The sequence below is a fragment of the Pseudomonas sp. NFIX28 genome, from assembly GCF_900107395.1.
In the GTDB taxonomy this organism is placed as follows: domain Bacteria; phylum Pseudomonadota; class Gammaproteobacteria; order Pseudomonadales; family Pseudomonadaceae; genus Aquipseudomonas.
The window spans coordinates 1-19,106 of sequence record NZ_FNPW01000031.1 but is presented as its reverse complement, the minus strand read 5'-3'; the positions used below and the strand labels follow the sequence as shown (position 1 = coordinate 19,106).

The window sequence follows — 19,106 nt, the reverse complement described above, 5'->3', positions numbered from 1 at the left end:
TTGTGGCGCAGGTAGTTGAGCTGCGGGGTCAGGCTGATGCTGTAGCGGGTCAGCTTGCGCCCGGAATCGCCTTGGGCGATGCGGTACACCAGGCCGTGGATCAGGCCTTTGCCGGTCGCGCCAAAGGTCAGGCTGGCCGGCTTGTGCAGCAGTTCCTCGAGCTTGAGGTCGGGACGCGCGCTGACCAGTTCGATATCGAAGCAGAAGGGCTGGTTGAGGGCTTCGCGGCCAACGAAACTGAGGACCTGAAGGTCGACCGAGGCGCCTTCGATCGTCAGGGAAATATGGGTAGCGTTAGCGTCCAGCATGCTTTTGATTCCGTCCATTGAACAAGCACAACCTGGGAAATGCAGGCGTCATCGGGTTTCCATACGGTGCCTGAGGCGCTGCTCGCGGGGCTGAGTCGGGACAGTTTCGCTGGGGGGGAAACTACCGCGTCGAGAGGCATCGACACACAACCCGTTCTGGATTGTAGGCGGACTTTCGCCGATGACTGATGGCAGAGTGTTTATAGGTGTTGCAGCGAGCGAACTAGACCCGATCGAAAGCAAAGTCCGCCGGATCGAAACGCTCGGTGGTGTCCATCCGGATATTGCGCAGGCCCAGGGTTTCCAGGTGCGATACGTAGAGGCACTCGGAGAAATAGCTGATCAGCAGCGAGCGCCGGCGTGCGCCGCTCGGGTTCAGGCTGCCTGCGTGCACCAGGTCGACATCGAACACCAGGATGTCCCCGGCGGAGCCTGAAAGCTGCACCGACCGCGACTCGTCGGTGAAGTCCAGTGGCGGCTCTCCCGGCCTGGGGCGATGGCTGCCGGGAACAATGCGGGTGGCGCCGTTCTCGGGGCCATAGTCGTCGAAAAAAGCCAGGGCGTTGGCGATGTCGCCTGGCCGTTGGGCCGACAAGTCGCGGTGCAGCTGCTGGTGACCGCCACCGGCAAGGGGTTCACGGCCCTCCACCTGGGAGAGAAAGAAACGCTCCCCGATCAACTCGCCTACCGCGGCCAGCACCTGCGGCAGGCGACACACCGCCTGAACCGTCGAATCCGCGTCCAGCAGCGAATGGCGCCAGTCCATGCCACGGGGCACAGGCCATTGGCTCGACGGCATCACGCCCGCGTCGAACGTGGCGCGCAAGCCCCCCAGCCACTCGGCCGGGATCGCTTGGCGCAGCATTACGTAACCCTGTCGATGGAGTTGCTCGCGGTCGGTCATGGTCCCTACGCCTGGAAGAATCGCTTGGGGCGGCAGGGAGCAAGGGCGGGAGCGTCCTGGCCGTCGATAATCTCCTCGCTGGCCAGACGGCCGACTATCGCCGCCAGCGTGACGCCAGGGTGCATCGAGCAAACGTATACGCCGCCGATATCCGGCAGATAGCCGACGATAGGCGTGCCATCGACCGGCATGGGCCTGAGCCCGACACAGGCCGATTCCAGCTCGATGGACGCAACGCCGTGGAGTTCGTTCCGGATGGCCTGGGCGGTGCGCAGCGCTATCGCGGCTGGCTGGTTTTCCAACGCGTCGTCCAGGTAGTCTTCCGCCGCCAGCAGCGTGCCGTCCGGGCCTTGCCGCACTTCCATTTCCGGGCTGGAGATAAGGGTGCGCACGAGCTCGGGTTGTGAGGCGTAGCGGATCAATATGGCTGGGGAGGCCGCTATTGGCAGGGGCAGGTTCAGCAGCTCGGTCAACTGCTTGATGCCCGTCCCGGCGGCCAGCACGACAACGTCGGCCTCGATACGGCCCCTTGCGGTTTCGACGCCCGTCACCCGCGTACCCTGAGTGGTAAAGCCGAGCACCCGCGTCTGGGTGAGCACCTGGGCGCCATGAGCCTGGGCACCGGCGATCAAGGCATAGGTGGCTTGCACGGCGTCCAGCGCGCCTTCTTCAGCGGCGTACATGGCCTGCTGCGGGGGATGCTTGAGGTTTGGCTCGAGGTCGAGGATCTGCGAGCGCGACACCAAGTTTGCCGAAGTCGGATTGCCTGAGGCTTGCTGCGCTTCCCCTGGGCTTGCGCCGTAGGACAGGGCGCCAGTCCAGCGCACCTTCAGGCCAGGCAGCTCGGTTTCGAGCCGGCGGTATTCCTGGATCGCCGCACCGCGCAATGACGCGATGGGGTCGGGCCCGTCGTGGGTGGTGTTGATCCAGGCGAATGAGCGTCCCGTCACCCCGGACGCTATGTCTTCAGCCTCCAGCAGAATGACCTGCGCGCCTCTGCCCGCCAGGTGATAGGCCAGGGACGCGCCCACTATGCCCGCGCCAATGACCATGACGCGTTTGTTTACCGCGCTCCCCATATCAACCTCCATGTTGTCGACCTGATGAGGGTAGGGCATCCGGGTGAACGAATACCCTGAGCACCGAGCGGCCTGCTTCGCTGGCTCTGGGTTATTTCTTGCGCACCGCTATTTTTTGCACTCCGCCAACACCACTTTGCAGGTGCCGGGCGTGCCGCCGGAGCGACCGGCATAACGGATGCAGTTATTCAGGGATTTCTGGCGCGCCATGCTCAAGGTGGAGCCCCAGGCCAGGCCGCCCTCGCCGGAAGTGGGCAGTGCTTTGGCATAACAGTTCGAGCCGATGCTGGCGGTCGAATAACGATACTTGGCGGCTTTGCTTGAACATCCCGCGATCAGCGCCAGGTTGATGGCCAGCAGGGAAAACAGGATCCAAGACGCATAGTGGCAGGCTGTTGTTCTGGTCATCCCGGTTCCCCTGTATCCAGGCGGTAGAGGCGTTTGTGTCGCGGTGCTCTATTGAGCGTAGGGGGTATCGCGCCCGGCCTGGGAACCGTTGGGCGGACTGGATGCAGCGGGGTGAGCCCTGCGTCGGTGGTCATCCGTTGTTGCCTCGTTGCGATCAGGGGTGTTGCGGCCAATGATCCTGGATTTCGTACCACGAAGCCTTGAACGCCACCTGAATATGTTTCTGTTTTTCCGCGGTGAAGGGCGTATCCAGGCTGCCCAGGGCGATCGAGATCCAGTCGGCGTGTTCGCCCCGGTCCCTGGACCAGAACAGCGACGAACCGCACTGGCCGCAAAACTGGCGCAGCACCGATTCGGACGATCGATAGGACTGGAGGCTCTCGGCACCCTGAACGATGCGCAGGTCGCTGCGCAACACACTGCCATAGCTGGCGAATGCCGCCCCATGGCTTTTGCGGCACTGGCTGCAATGGCAGTGGGAAAGCGCTTTGGGGCGCGACGAGAGCTGGTACTCGACGGCGCCGCACAGGCAGCTGCCCTGGAAGGTGTCGGTCATTTAAGGGCGCACCTTGAACGGAAGGGCGCCCATTTAAGCAGTCGGTATCGGGGATGTCGAACAGCTGTTATTGGTGGATTACTGCTGCTTGTTAGCGTTGGCTGTCGGCCAGGAGCAGACCTACGGAATGATGTGCTGAACTCTGGATTACCCAGTCTACGAATAGGAGAAAGCCATGGAACCTAATTCAACGCCTGATCCGCTCGAAACGGTTGGACAACTGATGGCACGTCAAGAGGCAATGCAAGCTGAGGCAGCATCGTTGCTCGGACAGATGCTCTTCGCGTTCTCGAACATCGATCTGAATTTAGGGCTCTGTTTGGCGTCGTTGGATAACGGCACAAAATTGAAAACCTTATCGAATTTGATCAAAGGGCAGAGCATCTATACGAAACTCAAAACGCTATCGGCCCGAGTCGCGGAGAAGTTACCGGCCGGCTCCAAACACCGTGCTGACTATGAACACTGGATTAAGCATGTGCATGCCGCTCGGGGGCGGCGCAACCAGATGGTCCACGGTCGGTGGGGCGTCGAGGCACGCCGTCACAAGATCGTCAATGTCATTGGACATCCCTGCGGCACGCAGAAATGCTTTGAATACAGCCTTACGGAGTTGGCCGCGTTCAATAAAGAGTTGTGTGCATTAGCGCAAGAGCTAGCCAGGCTACGAACATACTGCCCCCTCTAGGCGGCTCGCCTGAAAAGGCGGAATCACCGCCTTCAATGTCTGGCGAAAACAGAGCGTCCGGCACAGGCACGGACGCGTTTGCCACTGTCGAGTCGACAGCCTTTCTCAACGTCTGCTATCGGGATACCGCTACTTCGCTTTGGGTTGATAGCTCAAAGTGAATGTTATGTCGGGATGGCCGCCCTGCATTCAATCAAGGCAGGCTTCAGGCCTCGCCGGCAAGCTATCGAGGAACGCGGCAATCTGCCGGGGGCCGCGCAAGTGCAGCGTGGGAATCTGCGGGCCTATGGCCAGGCGCACCGCTTCGATACCCGGGCGGTAGCCGCGATCGAAAGTCCAGACGAAACGCAGGAAGGTCAGGAACGCCCGGTTGAGCTTTTCTGTGCAGCCCATGGCCAAGTCAGGCCGGGGACGGTTCAGGAGGCTGCGTATGATCACCCGGGTGAAACAGGTGAGTCGCGGCGTATCGAGCCAGATGATCAGGTCGGCGCGGGGCAGGCGAAGGTCGAAGGTGCGCCGGGCATAGTTGCCTTCACACACCCAGGCAGCCGGTGCGACTGCCGCGCGGACCCGTTCGCGGAACTGCTCAGCGTCGGGTTCGACCCAGCCAGGCTCCCAGAACAGCGTGTCCAGGTGGACCACGGGCAGGTTCCGGCGTTTGCCGAGGGCACGGGCGAGGGTGGATTTCCCGCTCCCGGCATTACCCAGAATGACAATCCGTTGCATGGGCGCTTCCTGTTGCGAAAAAAGCCGGCGATTGTGCAGGTTTTGCATCGCTAATCAAAGGCCGATAGCAGAAGCCACCGCACCGGAATGAAATTATGAAGCCCGAAGCCGAGAGCGGTATGCCGTTCCATCCGTGTTTCCGCTGATCGCCTGCTTCCGACCCTTTGTCGCCTGTTGGCAGCGCTCGTCTTTCAGGGGTGTCTACTGCTAATCAGGTCCTGTAGGTACAGGGAGGAGAGCAGCATGAGCAATGAACAGGTGGCACCGGAAACCAAAGGGGTTGCCGTGCAGGTACTGGCAACCATTGACCTGGGTCCCGAAATCGAGGGCATGGCCGGGCGCCAACTCAGAATGCGCCTGGTGACCATCGATCCTGGAGGCGTATTCGGGCCGATCCACAACCATAAAGACCGGCCGGGGGTCGTCTACATACTGGAAGGCACCATCACTGACCATCGCGATGGCGGCGACACGGACTATGGCCCGGGAGTAGGGTGGCCCGAGGACCGGGACACCACGCACTGGCTTGAGAACAGAGGGCCGATTCCGGCGCGGGAGATCTCGGTCGATATAGTCTGGCAAGAGTAAGCCGGGCTGCACATCGATACGGGCGAGCCAGGCGCGCGGTTCGCCCAACGCCCATCATTCCCCCGCACCCGCCGCGCCATTGGTCGGGTCGCCCTCGGCCAGCATGCGCATCAGGATTTCCCGCTCCTTCGGCCCTGGCACCAGGCCGCTGGTCTGGCCTTCCAGGACGATGATGCCGTCTTCGTTGGTCATGCTGATGGCTGCCGTAGCCCGGCCTTGTTCGTCCAGCGCCTGGATGACCCAGTGGCAAGTGATGGTGTCGCCGGCATATACCGGCTGCTTGAACTGGAAGCTCATGGCCGAGGCCAGCCAGCCGATCTGTCCGCCGATTTCGGTGAGCAGGCTGGCGGTCAGCAGGCCATGGGAAACCGGTGCCCTGAAGCGCCGGGCCGCGGCGAACTCGGCATCGAAATGCACCGGGTTGTAGTCGCGGGACAGCGTGGCGAAGCCCTGGATATCCGCCTCTGAAAAACAGCGGGAGAGGGTGAAGCGATCGCCTGCCTGAAGCCCTTCGGCGGCACGCTGTCGGAAGCTTTTCATTGCGGTTTCTGGTCCTTTTGCGTATTTGGGGGAGTGCGGTATTCGGGCCTTTTGGATACCCGTGGAACGTACCGGTTCAGCGCAGGATCTGCTCGACGAACAGCAGCACGGCGATGATGATCATCAGCGCCCCCGAGAGTCGGCTGACCGCTTGCGCGGCCACCGGGCGCGTCTGCAACACGGCGCGGGAAGCAAAGCCCACCAGCAGGTAGATCACCGCGCAGCTGAAGGCATGCAGTAGCCCCAGCGCGACGATTTGCAGCGGCACCGGCCAGGCGGCCAGCGGGTCGGTGAATTGTGGCAGCAAGGCCAGGAACAGCAGGAACACCTTGGGGTTGAGGCCGCTGACGCAGGCGCCCTTGAGGGTCCAGCGAGCCCAGGACGCGGAAGGCTGGGCCTCCCCGGCGCGGGGCACGGACGGGTTGCGCAGCATATTGATCCCCAGCCAGAGCAGATAGCCAGCCCCGCCAAGGGTCAGCAGCAAGAGGGCCAGGGGATTGCTGGCGATCAGCCCGCCGACCCCGGCGGCCACTATCAGCGTCGCCAGCAGATGCCCGATCAACAGGCCGGCCACCGCGGGTATCACCACCCGCCCGAACAGGCCGGCCGATATCGCGTAGGCCCAATCCGCCCCGGGGGTGATCACAAATAGAAACGACACCGCCCAGAACGTCGCGAAAATACTCAGGCTCATGGCCGTCTTGCCTTGTGCTGCTGGGCGAATGCCGTTTCTGGGCTGTCGACGGTGGTTTTAATCGGGGAGGGCATGCTTCTTTCTCGCAAAGATCAGGTTTGCGGAAAGATTAATGGAGTGCGGTGAGAATATTTTCTCTATTATTCCAGTCCGAATAAGGCTTTGGGGTAGATCCTTCCATATGGACAGAGTTGATCAGAAGATTCTTGCCGAGCTGCAGGCGGACGGGCGTTTGTCGGTGACCGAGCTGGCGGAGCGGGTCGGCCTCAGCCTGTCGCCATGCCATCGTCGCGTGCGGGCACTGGAGGAGTCGGGGGTGATCCAGGGCTATCGCGCCCAGTTGTCGCCCAGCGCCCTGGGCCTGACGTTTTCGGCGATGGTCTTTGCCACGCTGCGCGAGGGCGATCACCAGGCGGTGGCCGCCTTCGAAGCGGCGCTGCTGCCGATCCCGCAGGTCGTCGAGGCGCAACGGCTGTTTGGCGAGCCGGATTACCTGCTGCACGTCATCACCCGCGACCTGCCGGCCTTCCAGCAGCTTTACGATGACCGCCTGTCCAAGCTTCCCAACGTCCAGCGCCTGACCTCGACCCTGGTGATGAAACGGGTGATTCAGGACCGCTCGCTGCCGCTGTGAGACGCGTCGACGCATACATCAGAACAACACTTCAGGGAGATGCCGATGCGTGAACGAAAATCGGCAAGATTGCGGGGCATCAACCCTTCGCGAAAGGTCCTGCTGTTCCGCTTCCTGCACAAGGAAGGGGCACTGGCGGGAGATGCTGGAAGAGACGGGGTGTTCAAGCGGTCCTTGTAGCGTTTTTTTCGTGGGCTGATCCTGGCTTGATGCGGGCTGCCGATATCCCGCCCATCCGGGATTTTCCGCCTGGCGGTTTATGCCGTCGATCCAGATTCGCCCTCGGCGTTCACAGCGGCGCTGTCGGTTCGTTCCTCTGTCTACCATCCAGCAGAAGGAACGCACCATGAACAACGTCGAACTCAGCCATTTGATTTTGAGCGACCACTCGCGCATCGAGGCCGCCATCAGCACGGGCGCGGCCTGGGAGGTCTGGTTCCAGGTCGAGTTTCTCATGCTGCTGCGCGCGGCCCATCTGGGAGTCGCGCGCGAAGTGCCGTACCCGCCGCCGAACCAGGCCTTGCACCTCGACGTGCTGGCTCGCCATGACCTGGAGACCTATGCCATCGAAGTGAAAGTCGAAAGCGCCACCAACGCCGGCAACAAGCTGTTGGCGGAAACCCGCAAGGACATCGCGAAAATTGCCAAATACACCGAGCCGGTCGATGCCCGCTGGGTGGTGTCGCTGGCCTACAGCGACGTGGCCAAACGCTCGTTGCACGGCTTTACCGTGGAGAACAACGCCCATGCCATCTACCACGAGTCCGGCGCGATCGGCTGCATGATCTTCTCGGTTTGACCGCCGCACCGCTGCCAGGAAGGAAGCTTCCTGGCGCCGGTGTTTCTGTGCGGGGCATGCCCCGGTTTTCCAGCTCGAGTTCAAAGACGATCCGCATCGATCACCGCCTGGGCGAACGCCCGCGGGTCTTCCTGCGGCAGGTTGTGGCCGATGCCGCCGCTGATCAGGCGGAACTGGTATTTGCCGGTGAAGCGCTTGGCGTAGTCCGCGGGGTTGGGGTGCGGCGCGCCGTTGGCATCGCCTTCCAGGGTGATGGTCGGCACGCTGATCGCGGGGGCCGTGGCCAGTTTCTGCTCCAGCGCGGCGTAGCGGCTCTCGCCCTGGACCAGCCCCAGGCGCCAGCGGTAGTTGAACACCGTGATGTCGACATGGTCGGGGTTGTCCAGGGCCTTGGCGCTGCGCTCGAAGGTGCTGTCGTCGAACTTCCATTGCGGCGACGCCAGTTGCCAGATCAGCTTGGCGAAGTCGTGGGTGTTTTTCGCATAGCCGGCGCGACCGCGATCGGTGGCGAAGTAGAACTGGTACCACCACTGCAATTCGGCCTTGGGCGGCAGCGGGTTCTGCCCGGCCGCCTGGTTGCCGATCAGGTAGCCGCTGACCGACACCAGCGCCTTGACCCGCTCCGGCCACAGCGCCGAGACAATGTCCGCCGAGCGCGCGCCCCAGTCATAGCCGCCGAGCACCGCTTGCTTGATCTGCAGCGCATCCATGAAGTCGATGACATCGCTGGCCAGCGCGGCCGGCTGGCCATTGCGCAGGGTTTTCTCGGACAGGAAACGGGTATCGCCATAACCGCGGGCATAGGGCATCAGCACCCGATAACCCTCGGCGGCCAGCAGCGGCGCGACCTCGTCATAGCTGTGAATGTCGTAGGGCCAGCCGTGCAGCAGAATCACCACCGGGCCATCGGCGGGGCCTGTTTCGGCATACGCCACGTCCAGCAGCCCGGCCTTGACGTGTTTCAGCGGGCCGAAGGGCGAGGGCGCCGCATAAGTAGTGCCGGCGCTGCTTGCCGCTGGCTGCGCCGCCGTGCTCGTCTGCGCCTGGGCCGTGCCGAGGACGCCGAACAGGGCGAGGGCGAGAATCGACGCGCCGATTTTGCCGGTTCCGTGGGTACGCAATGTCATCTTCATGCTGGTCTCTCCATTGATTGCAAGCCGGGGCGGGATCCCCTTCAACCTGGGGGTCATTTGAAGGTAGCGACGTATCTGGCCTGTGTCCGAACCCCGGGGCGGATGCAAGCTCATGTACCGGCAGGTCAGGTAGATACACGGCGATACAAAAGGGGGGCAGAAGGGCTGCCGCGCCCCTTGGCGCCTCCCGGGCTGCGCAAAGCTCGAGGCGGGAGCGGCTCAGGTCCCGGCTTGGTGGGGGGCGATACGCGAGCGGCAGGGCTGGGCGAGCCGAGGTCGCGGTCGCATAAATTTGAAATACCCGGCGTTGCCCGACAGAATCGCGCCCCGATCCGGCCAAAGGCGCCGGAGGTTCGTGGTGAAAAGGGGCAGCAGTTGAACCAACAGACATTGTCCATGCGCCTGGAGCGTGTGGCGGCGCATGTGCCAGTGGGTGCGCGCCTGGCCGATATCGGCTCGGATCACGGCTACCTGCCGGTGGCGTTGTTGCGCCGTGGCCTGATTGCCGCGGCGGTGGCTGGCGAGGTGGCGTTGACGCCATTTCACGCCGCCCAGCGCAGCGTGCGCGAAAACGCCCTTGGCTCGGCCATCACCGTGCGCCTGGCCGACGGCCTGGCGGCGATCGAGCCGGAAGACGGGATCACGGCGATCAGCATTTGCGGCATGGGCGGCGAGACCATCCGCGACATCCTCGACAGCGGCAAGGCGCGCCTGAGCGGCCGGGAACGCCTGGTCCTGCAGCCCAACGGCGGCGAGCAGCCGCTGCGCCAATGGCTGATGGAAAACGGCTACCGCATCCTCGGCGAGGAAGTGCTGCGGGAAAACCGCTTTTACTACGAAATCATCGTCGCCGAGCGCACCGGGCCGGTGACCTACACCCCTGAGGAGCTGTACTTCGGCCCCTTGCAGCTGCAGGCCCGCAGCCCGGCCTTCCTGGCCAAGTGGCAGCGCATGCTGCATCTCAAGCAGAAGACCCTGGCCCAGGCCGTGCCCGAGGAGAAGGCGCAGGACATCGCCCGGCAGGCCCAATGGATCAGCGAATTGCTGGCTTGAGTCCGGTCCAGGGTTTGTACAAGAGGGGGCGCTTTGAATCCCCTATCATTCAAGCATTCACAAACCGAGTAGAAGACCATGAACCGTCGTAAGAAAATCAATCAGCTGTTGAAGGCTCACGCGAAAAAGGCCAGTGCCAAGCTGGCACCGCGCAAGCCCAAATACATCAGCAAGGCCGACCGACTGAAGCTGGAAGCCGAGTCCAGCCCCGAGTCCGTGGTTTCCTCCGAGAGCTGATCCATGGCGCTTGAGCGGTCATTGCTTCTACAAGGCTCGGCTATTTACATCAGCAGGGTTGGGCCGCCAGGCTATTACTGACGTTGCGTCCCAGCACCAGTACCGTGACAAAACCGCAGCCCACCAGGACCGTGGCCAGGCTCAACAGCACCGAGCTGCCCAGTTGGTCGACGATCCGCCCGCCGAAGAACGAGCCCAACGCAATAATCACCTGGAACAAGGCGACGAATAGTGGCATGCCGCGTTCGACATCCTTGGGCGCTACGACAAACATCCAGATACTGGCGCAGGCCGGGAAGGCGCCGAAGGCGAAGCCCCAGAGCGCGATCAACATCGCAGCGCCAGTCATGCCGGTGGCGAAGTAGGGGAACAGGGCAGTGCTGGTGCCGATCATCAGTGCGACCAGCAACAGGGTGTGACGCACGCTCCGGTTGGCGGCGAAACCGGCGAAAATATTCCCCACGACCCCGGCCACGCCATACAGCAGCAGAAATGAGCCAATAGTCGGCCCATCGAAGCCGGCACTCTGTTTGAAGAAGGGGGCGACATAGGTGTACGCGGCAAAGTGCGCCAGGCCGATCAGCAACACTGCGATCAGTCCGACACGAGCTTGTGGGTTGATGAACAAGGCCGGCAGGTCACTGATGCGAATGGCCTTGTCCGGGGTGAGCCGCGGAAGCAGGAAGATCTGCGCCAGCAGCACCGGTACACCCAACAGCGCAGTGACCAGGAAAGTCATGCGCCAACCCATCAGGCCACTCAGCCAGGTGCCTACGGGCACGCCCAGCACGGTGGCCAAGGTCACTCCGACCATGATGATCGAGGTGGCCTGGGCTACGCCCACTCCTTTGGGGGCCAGGCGGCCGCTAAGGGCAATGGCGGTAGCCCAGAAACCGCCGATGCTGACCCCCAGCAGCACGCGCCCGAACAGCAGCAGGTTGAAGTCGCTGGCGTAGGCCACGACCGAGTTGGCGATGATCATGATCAGCGTCAGGCCGATAAGCAGATAGCGACGGTCCAGCGCACCGATGCCCACAGACAGCAAGGGGGCGGCGAGGGCGGCCATGATGCCGGGCAGAGTAACCATCAGGCCGGCGTGGCCTGCGGTGATGCCCAGGTCACTGGCGACATCGTTGAGCACGCCCACCGGAAGAAACTCACTGGTCACCAGGGCGAAGGCACCCACGGCGACCGAGAGAATCGCCAGCCACTGTTGTTTGACACTCTGTTGACTATGTTCGAGGAGGCCGTGAGGGGCCTGGCTTGCGCTTGGCATGGTGCTGGGTTCCAGGGGGGATGTCGCCTGAGGCAGACGGGGGGAGCGGGGAAAAATTCGAGGCGATTATAGGAGTCGGTTTTGCCAGGCCGACAGGCGAGCCTCTCGATAATAATCATCAATGCGATCGATTGAACGCTCTGGGCAGAGTACCGGCTGTTGGCCGGCCGCGGCCCATTCGGTAACGGTCATCCCTATCACATTGGTCTGATCAATATGGGTGGGCGCGACGTCCTGAACGCGCCTGGGGATAGGGCGGAAACCGCCCGGATTCGACCTTCGAGCGCCTCAGCGCAAACTCCACGACACCCCGACATACATCGCCATGCCTTCGCCCGGCGTCGATCGCGCGGCGTCCAGGCCTTTGTCGTCGTAGCCCGGGGTGACGGTGGCGGCGTAGTGCTTGTCGGTCAGGTTGCGCATGTCTAGCCAGGCCTGCCAGTCGCCCTTGGGCGTGTTGTAGCCCAGGGTGGCGCCGAACAGCGCGTAGGGATCGGCGTAATAGCTGTTGGCGTAGTCCACCGCCACCTTGGACACCAGTTGCGTGTTGAGCGCGGCGAAGAAGCCCAGGGGCCAGTCATAGCGCAGTTCGCCCTGGTAATAGTGCATCGGCAGGCCGGGCAGGCGGTTGTCGCCGAAGCGTTCGTCGTCGCGGTAGTGGAAATCGCTGAAGGTATAGCTCTGGCGCAGGCTCAGCTGGCCGCCGTCGTCCCGCGACCACAGCTTGCTTTGCAGGCTGGCTTCCACGCCCTGGTGCACGGTGGGGCTGGCATTGAGCTCGTAGGGCGTGGTGGCGTTGGCGTCGGGCAGTACCGAAAGCAGTTCGTGGCGCACCTGGGCGTAGTACCAGGCCAGGCTCCACTGGCCGAGCGCGCTGTCGCCGCGGCCGCCGAGTTCCAGGGTGGTGGCGGTCTGGTTTTGCAGCTTGATCGGGTCGCGCTGGGTGCCGGTGGCCGCGCCGCTGCCGGCCGGGAAGCGAATGTTGGAGCTGTAAATCAGCGACCAGGGGTGCGGCGCCTCGACCGAGCGGCTGAGGTTGCCGAACAGTTGCAGGCCGGGGCTCAGCTGGTAGCGCAGGCCCAGGCGCGGGGCGTAGTCCCAGTCGCCGAGGCTGGTCTTGCCACCGCCGTCGGGGTAGGTCACGGCGCTTTCGCGGCGGGTGTAGATGGCGGCCAGGCCGGTGGTCAGCCACAGGTCGTCGGCAATCTCCAGGTCGTTGCCGACATGCAGCACGCTGTCCGAACCCTGGTAGGTGAAGTTGCGCATGTGGGTGCCCGGCGCGTAGCCGGCGGTGTTGCCGCCGGGGATGCGCACCAATTCGCTGGCCCCTGAGTTGGGCAGGTGCTTGGTCACCCGCAGACCCAGGGTGCTGTGGCTTTCCAGGCCCCAGAGGGTGTCGCGGCGCTTGTAGTCGAAGGTGCCGCTGACGTCGGTGTAGGCCACCTTCAGGCGGTTGGGGCCTTCGCGCAGGTCCATGGGGTAGTCGTGGTAGACCAGGCCGGTCTGGATGCTCGAATCGTCATCGAGGTACCAGGTGGTCTTGTTGCCGATAAAAGTGCTGCCCGGCTGGTCACGGCGGTCGTCGCGCTTCACGTAGGCCGGGTTGGCCGCCCGTGGGTCGTGTTCGATGGAATGCTTGGTAACCCGTCCGGCGAGGTCGTTGTCGGTCTGGCGATGGCGAATATAGAAGCGCGTTTCCAGGTTCGGGTTGAAGCGATAGCCGAAGTTGGCGATCACGCCCTGGCTCTGGCTGGCGCTGTGGTCCTGGTAGCCATCGGCATGGGCGTCGGTCATGGACAGGTAATAGTCGAAGTCGCCCAGCACCTGCCCGGAGCTGACCTGGCGCTGCTGGTAACCGTGGCTGCCCGTGGCGTAGCGCACCTGCAACTTGGCGGCGTCGTAGCCGGTGTGGCTGATGTAGTCGATGGCACCGCCCAGGGCCAGGGCGCCGCGGTCGAAACCGTTGGCGCCGCGCAGCACTTCCACCCGTTCGAGCCACAGCGGCTCGAGCAGCTCATAAGGCGTGCCGCCCGGGCCGCTCAGCGGCAGGCCGTCGAGCATCGCGTACAGCCCCGAGGCATGGGCGCCCGGGGCGCGGTTGATCCCCGAACCGCGGATCGAGATCTTCACTCCCTCGTTGCCTGCCGACTGGGCATAGACCCCCGGCTGGTAGGCCAGCACATCCTGGTTGCTGGCCACGCGGCCCTGCAGCGGGCGGCGCAGGTCCACCACATTGCCGCCGCCGGGCACCTGGGCCAGCCGCGCCTCGGCCTCCTCGATCGAGGCGTCTTCATCGCTGCGGTCTTCGGCGCCGATCAGCACTTGCCCCAGTTCCAGGCCCGGGCCCGCCTGCAGGCCCTTGGCCATGGCCGGACAGACAAGGGCCAGGCCCAACAGCGCGGTGGGCAGGGATTTGGGCGAGGGCATCGAGGAACTCCAGGCAGACAGGAACGGGTAAGCGGGGCGGTAAGAGGTGCGGTAAGAAACTGCGACGCAGGAAAGGACGAAGGAAACACATGGCAATTTTGCCCGCCCGAACAGCGCGCACAGTCCGCCGCCAGCGGCCATGCCCCGGCGCTATAACGCTGTTCACAATGGATATATCGGCGCATTGGCGTTCGGCTATCGTCACGATAGATGGCCCGATCGCGCCGCCGCTGTACCTCTGCGACGCCTGCCGGCCGCTGCTGTGACTCACAGCCCTTAAGCACGAGGACATCATGATGGGCACCCACAAAGCACTCGCTGTCTCCCTGGCCTTGCTCGGTTCGGCCTTGCTGGCACCTGCCACGCTGGCCGCGGGCACGGACCTGATTACCGCCACCCCCTCCGAACTGAAATGGACCGCCGCGCCTTCGGTCGGGCCCGGCGTGATGATTTCGGTGATCGAGGGGGACCTGAAAGCCGCGGAGCCCTTCACCCTGCGCCTGAAGTTGCCGCCCGAGACGAAAATCGGCGTGCATACCCACCCCGTGACGGAGCGGGTCACGGTGATGTCGGGAGTTTTCTACTTCGCCACCGGCGACACCTTCGATGAGGCCAAGGCCAAGGCCTATCACCCGGGCGACACGCTGATCATCCCCGTGGGTACGCCGATGTACGCCGCCACTCAAAAACAGGAAACCGTGCTCCAGCTGCATGGCACGGGCCCTTGGGGGATTACCTACCTGAACCCGGCGGACGACCCCAGGAACAGCAAAAAGTAACGCGCAGGCCCAGGCAGCGAAGCCATCGGGCCCGGCCGCGTAAACCTGGTGGCCAGCTGGTTGTCAGCCCGGGCCTGGGCTAAACCGGCTGGCCAATACCCCGCCCGGATTGCGCCAAGGCACGGCCGCCAGGCCGCTGGCTGCGCTGTCGCCGGGGGAGGGCTGGCGGCGCCTACCCAGCCCGGAGCGATGGCCCCGCGGTTATTTTGTTGAAAAGCATGCAAAGAAAACCGACTCTGCTTATCTCTGATTCAGGGCGCGCGGTTTCGCGCCCGCCATCATCCTTCGTCAAAATCCTCGAACAAAGGTGCCTCCATGCTGCTTGCCCGCTGGCTGCCAGGCTTGGCCAACCTCCTGCAATACCGCCGCGAATGGTTCAGGTACGACCTGCAGGCCGGGTTGTCGGTGGCCGCCGTGCAGATCCCGATTGCCATCGCCTACGCCCAGATTGTCGGGCTACCGCCCCAGTACGGCTTGTACGCCTGCGTCCTGCCGATGATGGTCTATGCGTTGGTGGGCAGCTCGCGGCAACTGATGGTCGGGCCGGATGCGGCCACCTGCGCCATGGTCGCCGGCGCGATCGCCCCCCTGGCGATGGGCGATCCCGAGCGCCTGGTGCAATTGGCGGTGATCGTCACGGTGCTGGTGGGGCTGATGCTGATCGGCGCCGGCATCGCCCGGGCGGGGTTCATTGCCAGTTTCTTCTCGCGCCCGATCCTCATCGGCTACCTGAACGGCATCGGCCTGAGCCTGCTGGTCGGGCAATTGGGCAAGGTGCTGGGCTATCGGATCGAAGGCGACGGCTTCATCTTCAGCCTGCTGAACATGCTGCAACGGCTGGGCGAAACCCATTGGCCGACCCTGGCCATCGGGGTGGGCGCCCTGGCGCTGCTGATCTGGCTGCCGCGGCGTTTCGAAAGGCTGCCTGCGGCGCTGGTGACGGTGGCCATCGCCACCCTGTGCGCCGGGCTGCTGCGCCTGGACAGCCACGGGGTGTCCGTGCTGGGCCCGATACCGTCGGGCATGCCGCAGTTGAGCTGGCCCGAGACCAACCTCGGCGAGCTGAAACAGCTGCTGCGCGACGCGCTGGCGATCGCCACGGTGAGTTTTTGCAGTGCGATGCTGACGGCCCGCAGTTTCGCCGCCAAGAACGGTTACACGGTCAACGCCAACCATGAGTTCCTGGCGCTGGGCGTGTCGAATATCGCTGCCGGGGCCTCCAGCGGTTTCGCCATCAGCGGCGCCGATTCGCGCACGGCGGTCAACAACATGGTGGGCGGCAAGAGCCAGCTGGTGGGGATTATCGCCGCCCTGGTGATTGCCCTGATCCTGATGTTCTTCACCGCGCCCATGGCCTGGATTCCCCAGGCGGCGCTGGGGGCGGTGCTGTTGATGGCCGGCTGGGGGCTGATCGACATCCAGGCGATGCGGGTCATCTACAAGCTCAGCCGTTTCGAATTCTGGCTGTGTGTGCTGACCACCCTGGGCGTGATCGGCGTAGGAGTGCTGCCGGGCATCATCATCGCGGTGATGCTGGCGATCCTGCGGCTGCTCAAAAGCATCTATCAGCCCACCGATGCGGTGCTGGGCTGGGTGCGCGGGATCGAAGGCCAGGTCGATATCAGCCAATACCCCGAGGCGCGCACGCTGGCGGGGCTGGTGGTGTATCGCTTCGATGACGCGATCCTGTTTTTCAATGCCGATTACTTCAAGGCGCGCCTGCTCGAAGCGGTCGAGCGCGAGCCCGAGCCCCGCGCGGTGCTGTTGGTCGCCGAGGCCGTGACCTCGATCGATGTCAGCGGCATCGTGGCCCTCCGCGAGCTGCGCGACACCCTGCTGGCGCGCGGCATCGTTTTGGGCATTGCCCGGCCGCACGGGGCATTCCTGCGGATGCTGGTGCGTTCGGGCCTGGCACGCGAGCTGGAGCAGGGGTTGCTGTTCCCCTCGGTACGCGCCGGCATCCGCGCTTATCGGATCTGGCGCAATCAGTTGCAGCGCGAGGCACAGAAAGAGCAGCCCCGGGCCGGCATCCCGCAGGCGTCCGCCAAGCCGGCGCCATGACTGGACGCGGCCCGGGCTGGCTACCACCAAGGCTTGATTCAAAAGGAGGTGCAGGGTGGATCGATTCACTGGCGGTTGCCTGTGCGGCAATGTGCGGCTCGTGGCGTCGGGGCGGCCTTACCGGGTTGGCCTGTGTCACTGCCTGGACTGTCGCAAGCACCATGGGGCGCTGTTTCATGCCTCGGCGATATTCCCCGAGGACGTGGTGACCATCGAGGGCGAAACCCGCGACTACGCCGGGCGGCATTTCTGCCCGCGTTGTGGCTCGTCGGTGTTTGCCCGCACCGCCGACGAAATCGAGGTCAACCTGGGCTCCCTGGACGCCCCCGACCAGCTGAAACCGACCTACGAAAGCTGGACGGTGCGTCGCGAATCCTGGTTGCCGGCGTTGCCATGGCTCAGGCACTACGAGCGCGACCGGGATGCCTCGAGCCGTTTCGAGGAATAGACGCCGTTATTGCCGAGCCATCCCCGCCAGCCGCCGGCGGTTTTGCTCTTGCGGCGGCTGTGCTGTTTGCCCGGCTTATGAATAGGGCGTTTGCGGCGTGACCCGGGGCGGGCGTTTCGCCTGGAGCTTGCGCGCGGTGTCGACGAAGGGCGTGACGATCAGGCTGTAGACCGTCAGGTAACGTTGCCGGTCCTGCTCCCCGGTGCCGAAGCGCAGGGGCTCGGGGGTCGAGGAGGTGACGTAGAGCGTGCCGAACATCCAGTCCCAGAGCGACAGGTTGGTGCCGAAGTTGCGGTTGAAGTGGCGGGGCGCGTCGCTGTGATGGATCTGGTGCTGGGCCGGGCTGTTCAACACATGTTCGAGCACCGGGCCGAACGATAGCCAGACGTGGCTGTGCCGCAGGTTGGCCGCCAGGCTATTGAAAATGAACACCAGGTACGTCACGCCGAACAGGGTATAGCGGCCGATCTCGCCGCCGCAGGCGTACCAGAAGCAGCCGGCATAAAGGCCGAGGCCGGCGGTGACGCTGAGCTTCTCGACGATCTTTTCCACGAAATGCACCCGGCTCGCCGTCGCCGGCACCAGCACCGGCGCCGAATGGTGGACCTTGTGAAAGGCCCAGAGCCAGCGCGAATGGAATGCCCGGTGCCCCCAGTAATGGATGAAGTCCTTGATCAGGAACACCCCCAGCCCGTACAGCAAGGCCAGCGCGAGGTTCTCCCCCAGGCGCGGGCGCGCCCCCCACAGGTTGCTGAAAAACGCCAGGTAATCCCCGGAGCGCAGGATATAAGGGTCGACCAGGTGGACGATGGGCAGCACCAGCGCGACCTTGAGGATGGCACGCACGAAGTAGTAGCGGTAATCCAGCAGCGCCGAGCGATGCAGGTGCACCCGGCCGCCGCCAATGAACTGCCAGAACGAATCGGCATCGCTCAGGCCGCGCTGCTTTCTGAAGCGGAACAGGCCATAAGCCACGCCATAGGAAATGCAGAGGAACAGCACGCCGAGGCGGCCGTTCAGGTTGAAAATGCCGAGAAACTGCGCGCTGACAGGGGCGATCACCCATTCGTTCAGGTGCTTGTAGACAAGCGACAGGACGTCCACGAATCGCCAGCCTCTCAGCCAGAAAAAAGAGTGGCATTGTAAATCAGTTCGGTTTGGTCCTGGCGTGTTTCCGCCAGGCGTGTCGTTTTCTGAATGCCTTGCTCGGGTAGCGATGCCCAAGCGTCGGGTTGAGTGTTTACGGCACCCCTTCAAGTCGCTGCTACGCGTGGCCTTCCCAGGGTTTCTTGGTGCCTTCGACCTGTTGTTCGGCGTGGTAGGAGGAACGTACCAACGGGCCGGAAGCGACGTTCTTGAAGCCCATCTTGTAACCTTCCTCAGCGAACCAGGCGAAGGTATCCGGGTGCACGAAACGCTGCACCGGCAAGTGGCTGCGGGACGGCTGCAGGTACTGGCCGAGGGTCAGCATGTCGATGTCGTGCTCGCGCATGCGCTTCATGACCTCGATGACTTCGTCGTCGGTCTCGCCCAGGCCCAGCATCAGGCCGGACTTGGTCGGTACGTGCGGCACCAGCTGCTTGAACTTCTGCAGCAGGGTCAGCGACCACTGGTAGTCCGAACCCGGGCGCGCGGCCTTGTACAGGCGCGGCACGGTTTCCAGGTTGTGGTTGAACACATCCGGCGGCTCGGCCGCGGTAATTTCCAGCGCCACGTCCATGCGGCCACGGTAGTCCGGGACCAGGGTTTCCAGCTGCACGTTCGGCGA

Annotated in this window: 22 protein-coding genes; 9 read left to right on the top strand and 13 right to left on the bottom strand. The window is 63.8% G+C overall.

The window, feature by feature from the left end; all coding sequences use genetic code 11:
- From BLV20_RS30480 to BLV20_RS30460, 5 genes are all read right to left on the bottom strand, one after another.
- Positions 1-308, bottom strand: a 308-nt coding sequence (locus BLV20_RS30480) for a contractile injection system protein, VgrG/Pvc8 family (RefSeq protein WP_256577924.1), incomplete at its 3' end; no start/stop codon positions are given.
- Positions 309-531: 223 nt separating this feature from the next.
- Complete coding sequence (locus BLV20_RS30475; RefSeq protein ID WP_092306063.1) at positions 532-1,212, bottom strand: phytanoyl-CoA dioxygenase family protein; 681 nt, start codon at positions 1,210-1,212, stop codon at positions 532-534.
- A 5-nt stretch (positions 1,213-1,217) separates the two neighbouring features.
- Positions 1,218-2,291 (bottom strand): NAD(P)/FAD-dependent oxidoreductase, encoded by a 1,074-nt coding sequence (locus tag BLV20_RS30470; RefSeq protein WP_092306062.1) that lies wholly within the window; start codon positions 2,289-2,291, stop codon positions 1,218-1,220.
- Positions 2,292-2,399: 108 nt separating this feature from the next.
- Positions 2,400-2,699 carry a DUF4189 domain-containing protein gene (locus tag BLV20_RS30465; RefSeq protein WP_092306061.1) on the bottom strand — a complete coding sequence of 100 codons (300 nt, stop codon included), beginning with the start codon at positions 2,697-2,699 and terminating at the stop codon, positions 2,400-2,402.
- Positions 2,700-2,853: 154 nt separating this feature from the next.
- Positions 2,854-3,255 (bottom strand): GFA family protein, encoded by a 402-nt coding sequence (locus BLV20_RS30460; protein ID WP_092306060.1) that lies wholly within the window; start codon positions 3,253-3,255, stop codon positions 2,854-2,856.
- A 175-nt stretch (positions 3,256-3,430) separates the two neighbouring features.
- On the opposite strand from BLV20_RS30460, the gene BLV20_RS30455 reads away from it, so the two are divergent.
- A complete protein-coding gene (locus tag BLV20_RS30455) occupies positions 3,431-3,943 on the top strand; it encodes a hypothetical protein (protein WP_092306059.1) in 513 nt (170 codons plus the stop codon).
- 189 nt (positions 3,944-4,132) lie between these two features.
- On the opposite strand, the gene BLV20_RS30450 is transcribed toward BLV20_RS30455, so the two are convergent.
- Complete coding sequence (locus BLV20_RS30450; protein WP_092306058.1) at positions 4,133-4,669, bottom strand: P-loop NTPase family protein; 537 nt, start codon at positions 4,667-4,669, stop codon at positions 4,133-4,135.
- A gap of 243 nt (positions 4,670-4,912) precedes the next feature.
- On the opposite strand from BLV20_RS30450, the gene BLV20_RS30445 reads away from it, so the two are divergent.
- Positions 4,913-5,257 (top strand): cupin domain-containing protein, encoded by a 345-nt coding sequence (locus BLV20_RS30445; protein WP_092306057.1) that lies wholly within the window; start codon positions 4,913-4,915, stop codon positions 5,255-5,257.
- Positions 5,258-5,311: 54 nt separating this feature from the next.
- Here BLV20_RS30445 and BLV20_RS30440 read toward each other — a convergent pair whose 3' ends face one another.
- Both BLV20_RS30440 and BLV20_RS30435 read right to left on the bottom strand, forming a co-directional pair.
- A complete protein-coding gene (locus tag BLV20_RS30440) occupies positions 5,312-5,797 on the bottom strand; it encodes a MaoC family dehydratase (protein WP_092306056.1) in 486 nt (161 codons plus the stop codon).
- A 76-nt stretch (positions 5,798-5,873) separates the two neighbouring features.
- Positions 5,874-6,491, bottom strand: a complete 618-nt coding sequence (locus tag BLV20_RS30435) for a LysE family translocator (RefSeq protein WP_092306055.1) — start codon at positions 6,489-6,491, stop codon at positions 5,874-5,876.
- Between the two features lie 181 nt (positions 6,492-6,672).
- Between BLV20_RS30435 and BLV20_RS30430 the strand changes: the two genes are divergently transcribed.
- Both BLV20_RS30430 and BLV20_RS30420 read left to right on the top strand, forming a co-directional pair.
- On the top strand, positions 6,673-7,125 hold the full coding sequence (locus BLV20_RS30430) for an Lrp/AsnC family transcriptional regulator (protein ID WP_037036066.1): 453 nt from the start codon (positions 6,673-6,675) through the stop codon (positions 7,123-7,125).
- 346 nt (positions 7,126-7,471) lie between these two features.
- Positions 7,472-7,924, top strand: coding sequence for a hypothetical protein (locus BLV20_RS30420; protein WP_092306054.1), 453 nt, complete (start codon positions 7,472-7,474; stop codon positions 7,922-7,924).
- A gap of 80 nt (positions 7,925-8,004) precedes the next feature.
- Here the strand turns inward: BLV20_RS30420 and BLV20_RS30415 are convergent, their stop codons facing one another.
- The gene (locus BLV20_RS30415) at positions 8,005-9,057 is read right to left on the bottom strand and encodes an alpha/beta fold hydrolase (RefSeq protein ID WP_092306053.1); all 1,053 of its coding nucleotides are present in this window, start codon (positions 9,055-9,057) and stop codon (positions 8,005-8,007) included.
- Positions 9,058-9,432: 375 nt separating this feature from the next.
- Between BLV20_RS30415 and BLV20_RS30410 the strand changes: the two genes are divergently transcribed.
- Positions 9,433-10,110 (top strand): tRNA (adenine(22)-N(1))-methyltransferase, encoded by a 678-nt coding sequence (locus BLV20_RS30410; RefSeq protein ID WP_092306052.1) that lies wholly within the window; start codon positions 9,433-9,435, stop codon positions 10,108-10,110.
- Positions 10,111-10,188: 78 nt separating this feature from the next.
- Positions 10,189-10,347, top strand: a complete 159-nt coding sequence (locus BLV20_RS30405; protein ID WP_092306051.1) for a DUF2986 domain-containing protein — start codon at positions 10,189-10,191, stop codon at positions 10,345-10,347.
- Between the two features lie 49 nt (positions 10,348-10,396).
- Here the strand turns inward: BLV20_RS30405 and BLV20_RS30400 are convergent, their stop codons facing one another.
- Both BLV20_RS30400 and BLV20_RS30395 read right to left on the bottom strand, forming a co-directional pair.
- Positions 10,397-11,623: an MFS transporter gene (locus tag BLV20_RS30400; RefSeq protein ID WP_092306050.1), complete on the bottom strand. Its 1,227-nt coding sequence runs from the start codon at positions 11,621-11,623 to the stop codon at positions 10,397-10,399.
- A gap of 288 nt (positions 11,624-11,911) precedes the next feature.
- Complete coding sequence (locus tag BLV20_RS30395) at positions 11,912-14,050, bottom strand: TonB-dependent receptor family protein (RefSeq protein ID WP_092306049.1); 2,139 nt, start codon at positions 14,048-14,050, stop codon at positions 11,912-11,914.
- Between the two features lie 296 nt (positions 14,051-14,346).
- Between BLV20_RS30395 and BLV20_RS30390 the strand changes: the two genes are divergently transcribed.
- The 3 genes from BLV20_RS30390 to BLV20_RS30380 all read left to right on the top strand — a co-directional run bounded on the left by BLV20_RS30390 (position 14,347) and on the right by BLV20_RS30380 (position 17,338).
- The gene (locus BLV20_RS30390) at positions 14,347-14,829 is read left to right on the top strand and encodes a cupin domain-containing protein (protein ID WP_092306064.1); all 483 of its coding nucleotides are present in this window, start codon (positions 14,347-14,349) and stop codon (positions 14,827-14,829) included.
- A gap of 315 nt (positions 14,830-15,144) precedes the next feature.
- On the top strand, positions 15,145-16,890 hold the full coding sequence (locus BLV20_RS30385; RefSeq protein ID WP_092306048.1) for a SulP family inorganic anion transporter: 1,746 nt from the start codon (positions 15,145-15,147) through the stop codon (positions 16,888-16,890).
- A gap of 55 nt (positions 16,891-16,945) precedes the next feature.
- Positions 16,946-17,338, top strand: a complete 393-nt coding sequence (locus tag BLV20_RS30380) for a GFA family protein (protein WP_092306047.1) — start codon at positions 16,946-16,948, stop codon at positions 17,336-17,338.
- Between the two features lie 75 nt (positions 17,339-17,413).
- Here the strand turns inward: BLV20_RS30380 and BLV20_RS30375 are convergent, their stop codons facing one another.
- Positions 17,414-18,442 (bottom strand): sterol desaturase family protein, encoded by a 1,029-nt coding sequence (locus BLV20_RS30375; protein ID WP_092306046.1) that lies wholly within the window; start codon positions 18,440-18,442, stop codon positions 17,414-17,416.
- Between the two features lie 160 nt (positions 18,443-18,602).
- Positions 18,603-19,106, bottom strand: a 504-nt coding sequence (locus tag BLV20_RS30370) for a lipoyl synthase (RefSeq protein ID WP_139192773.1), incomplete at its 5' end; no start/stop codon positions are given.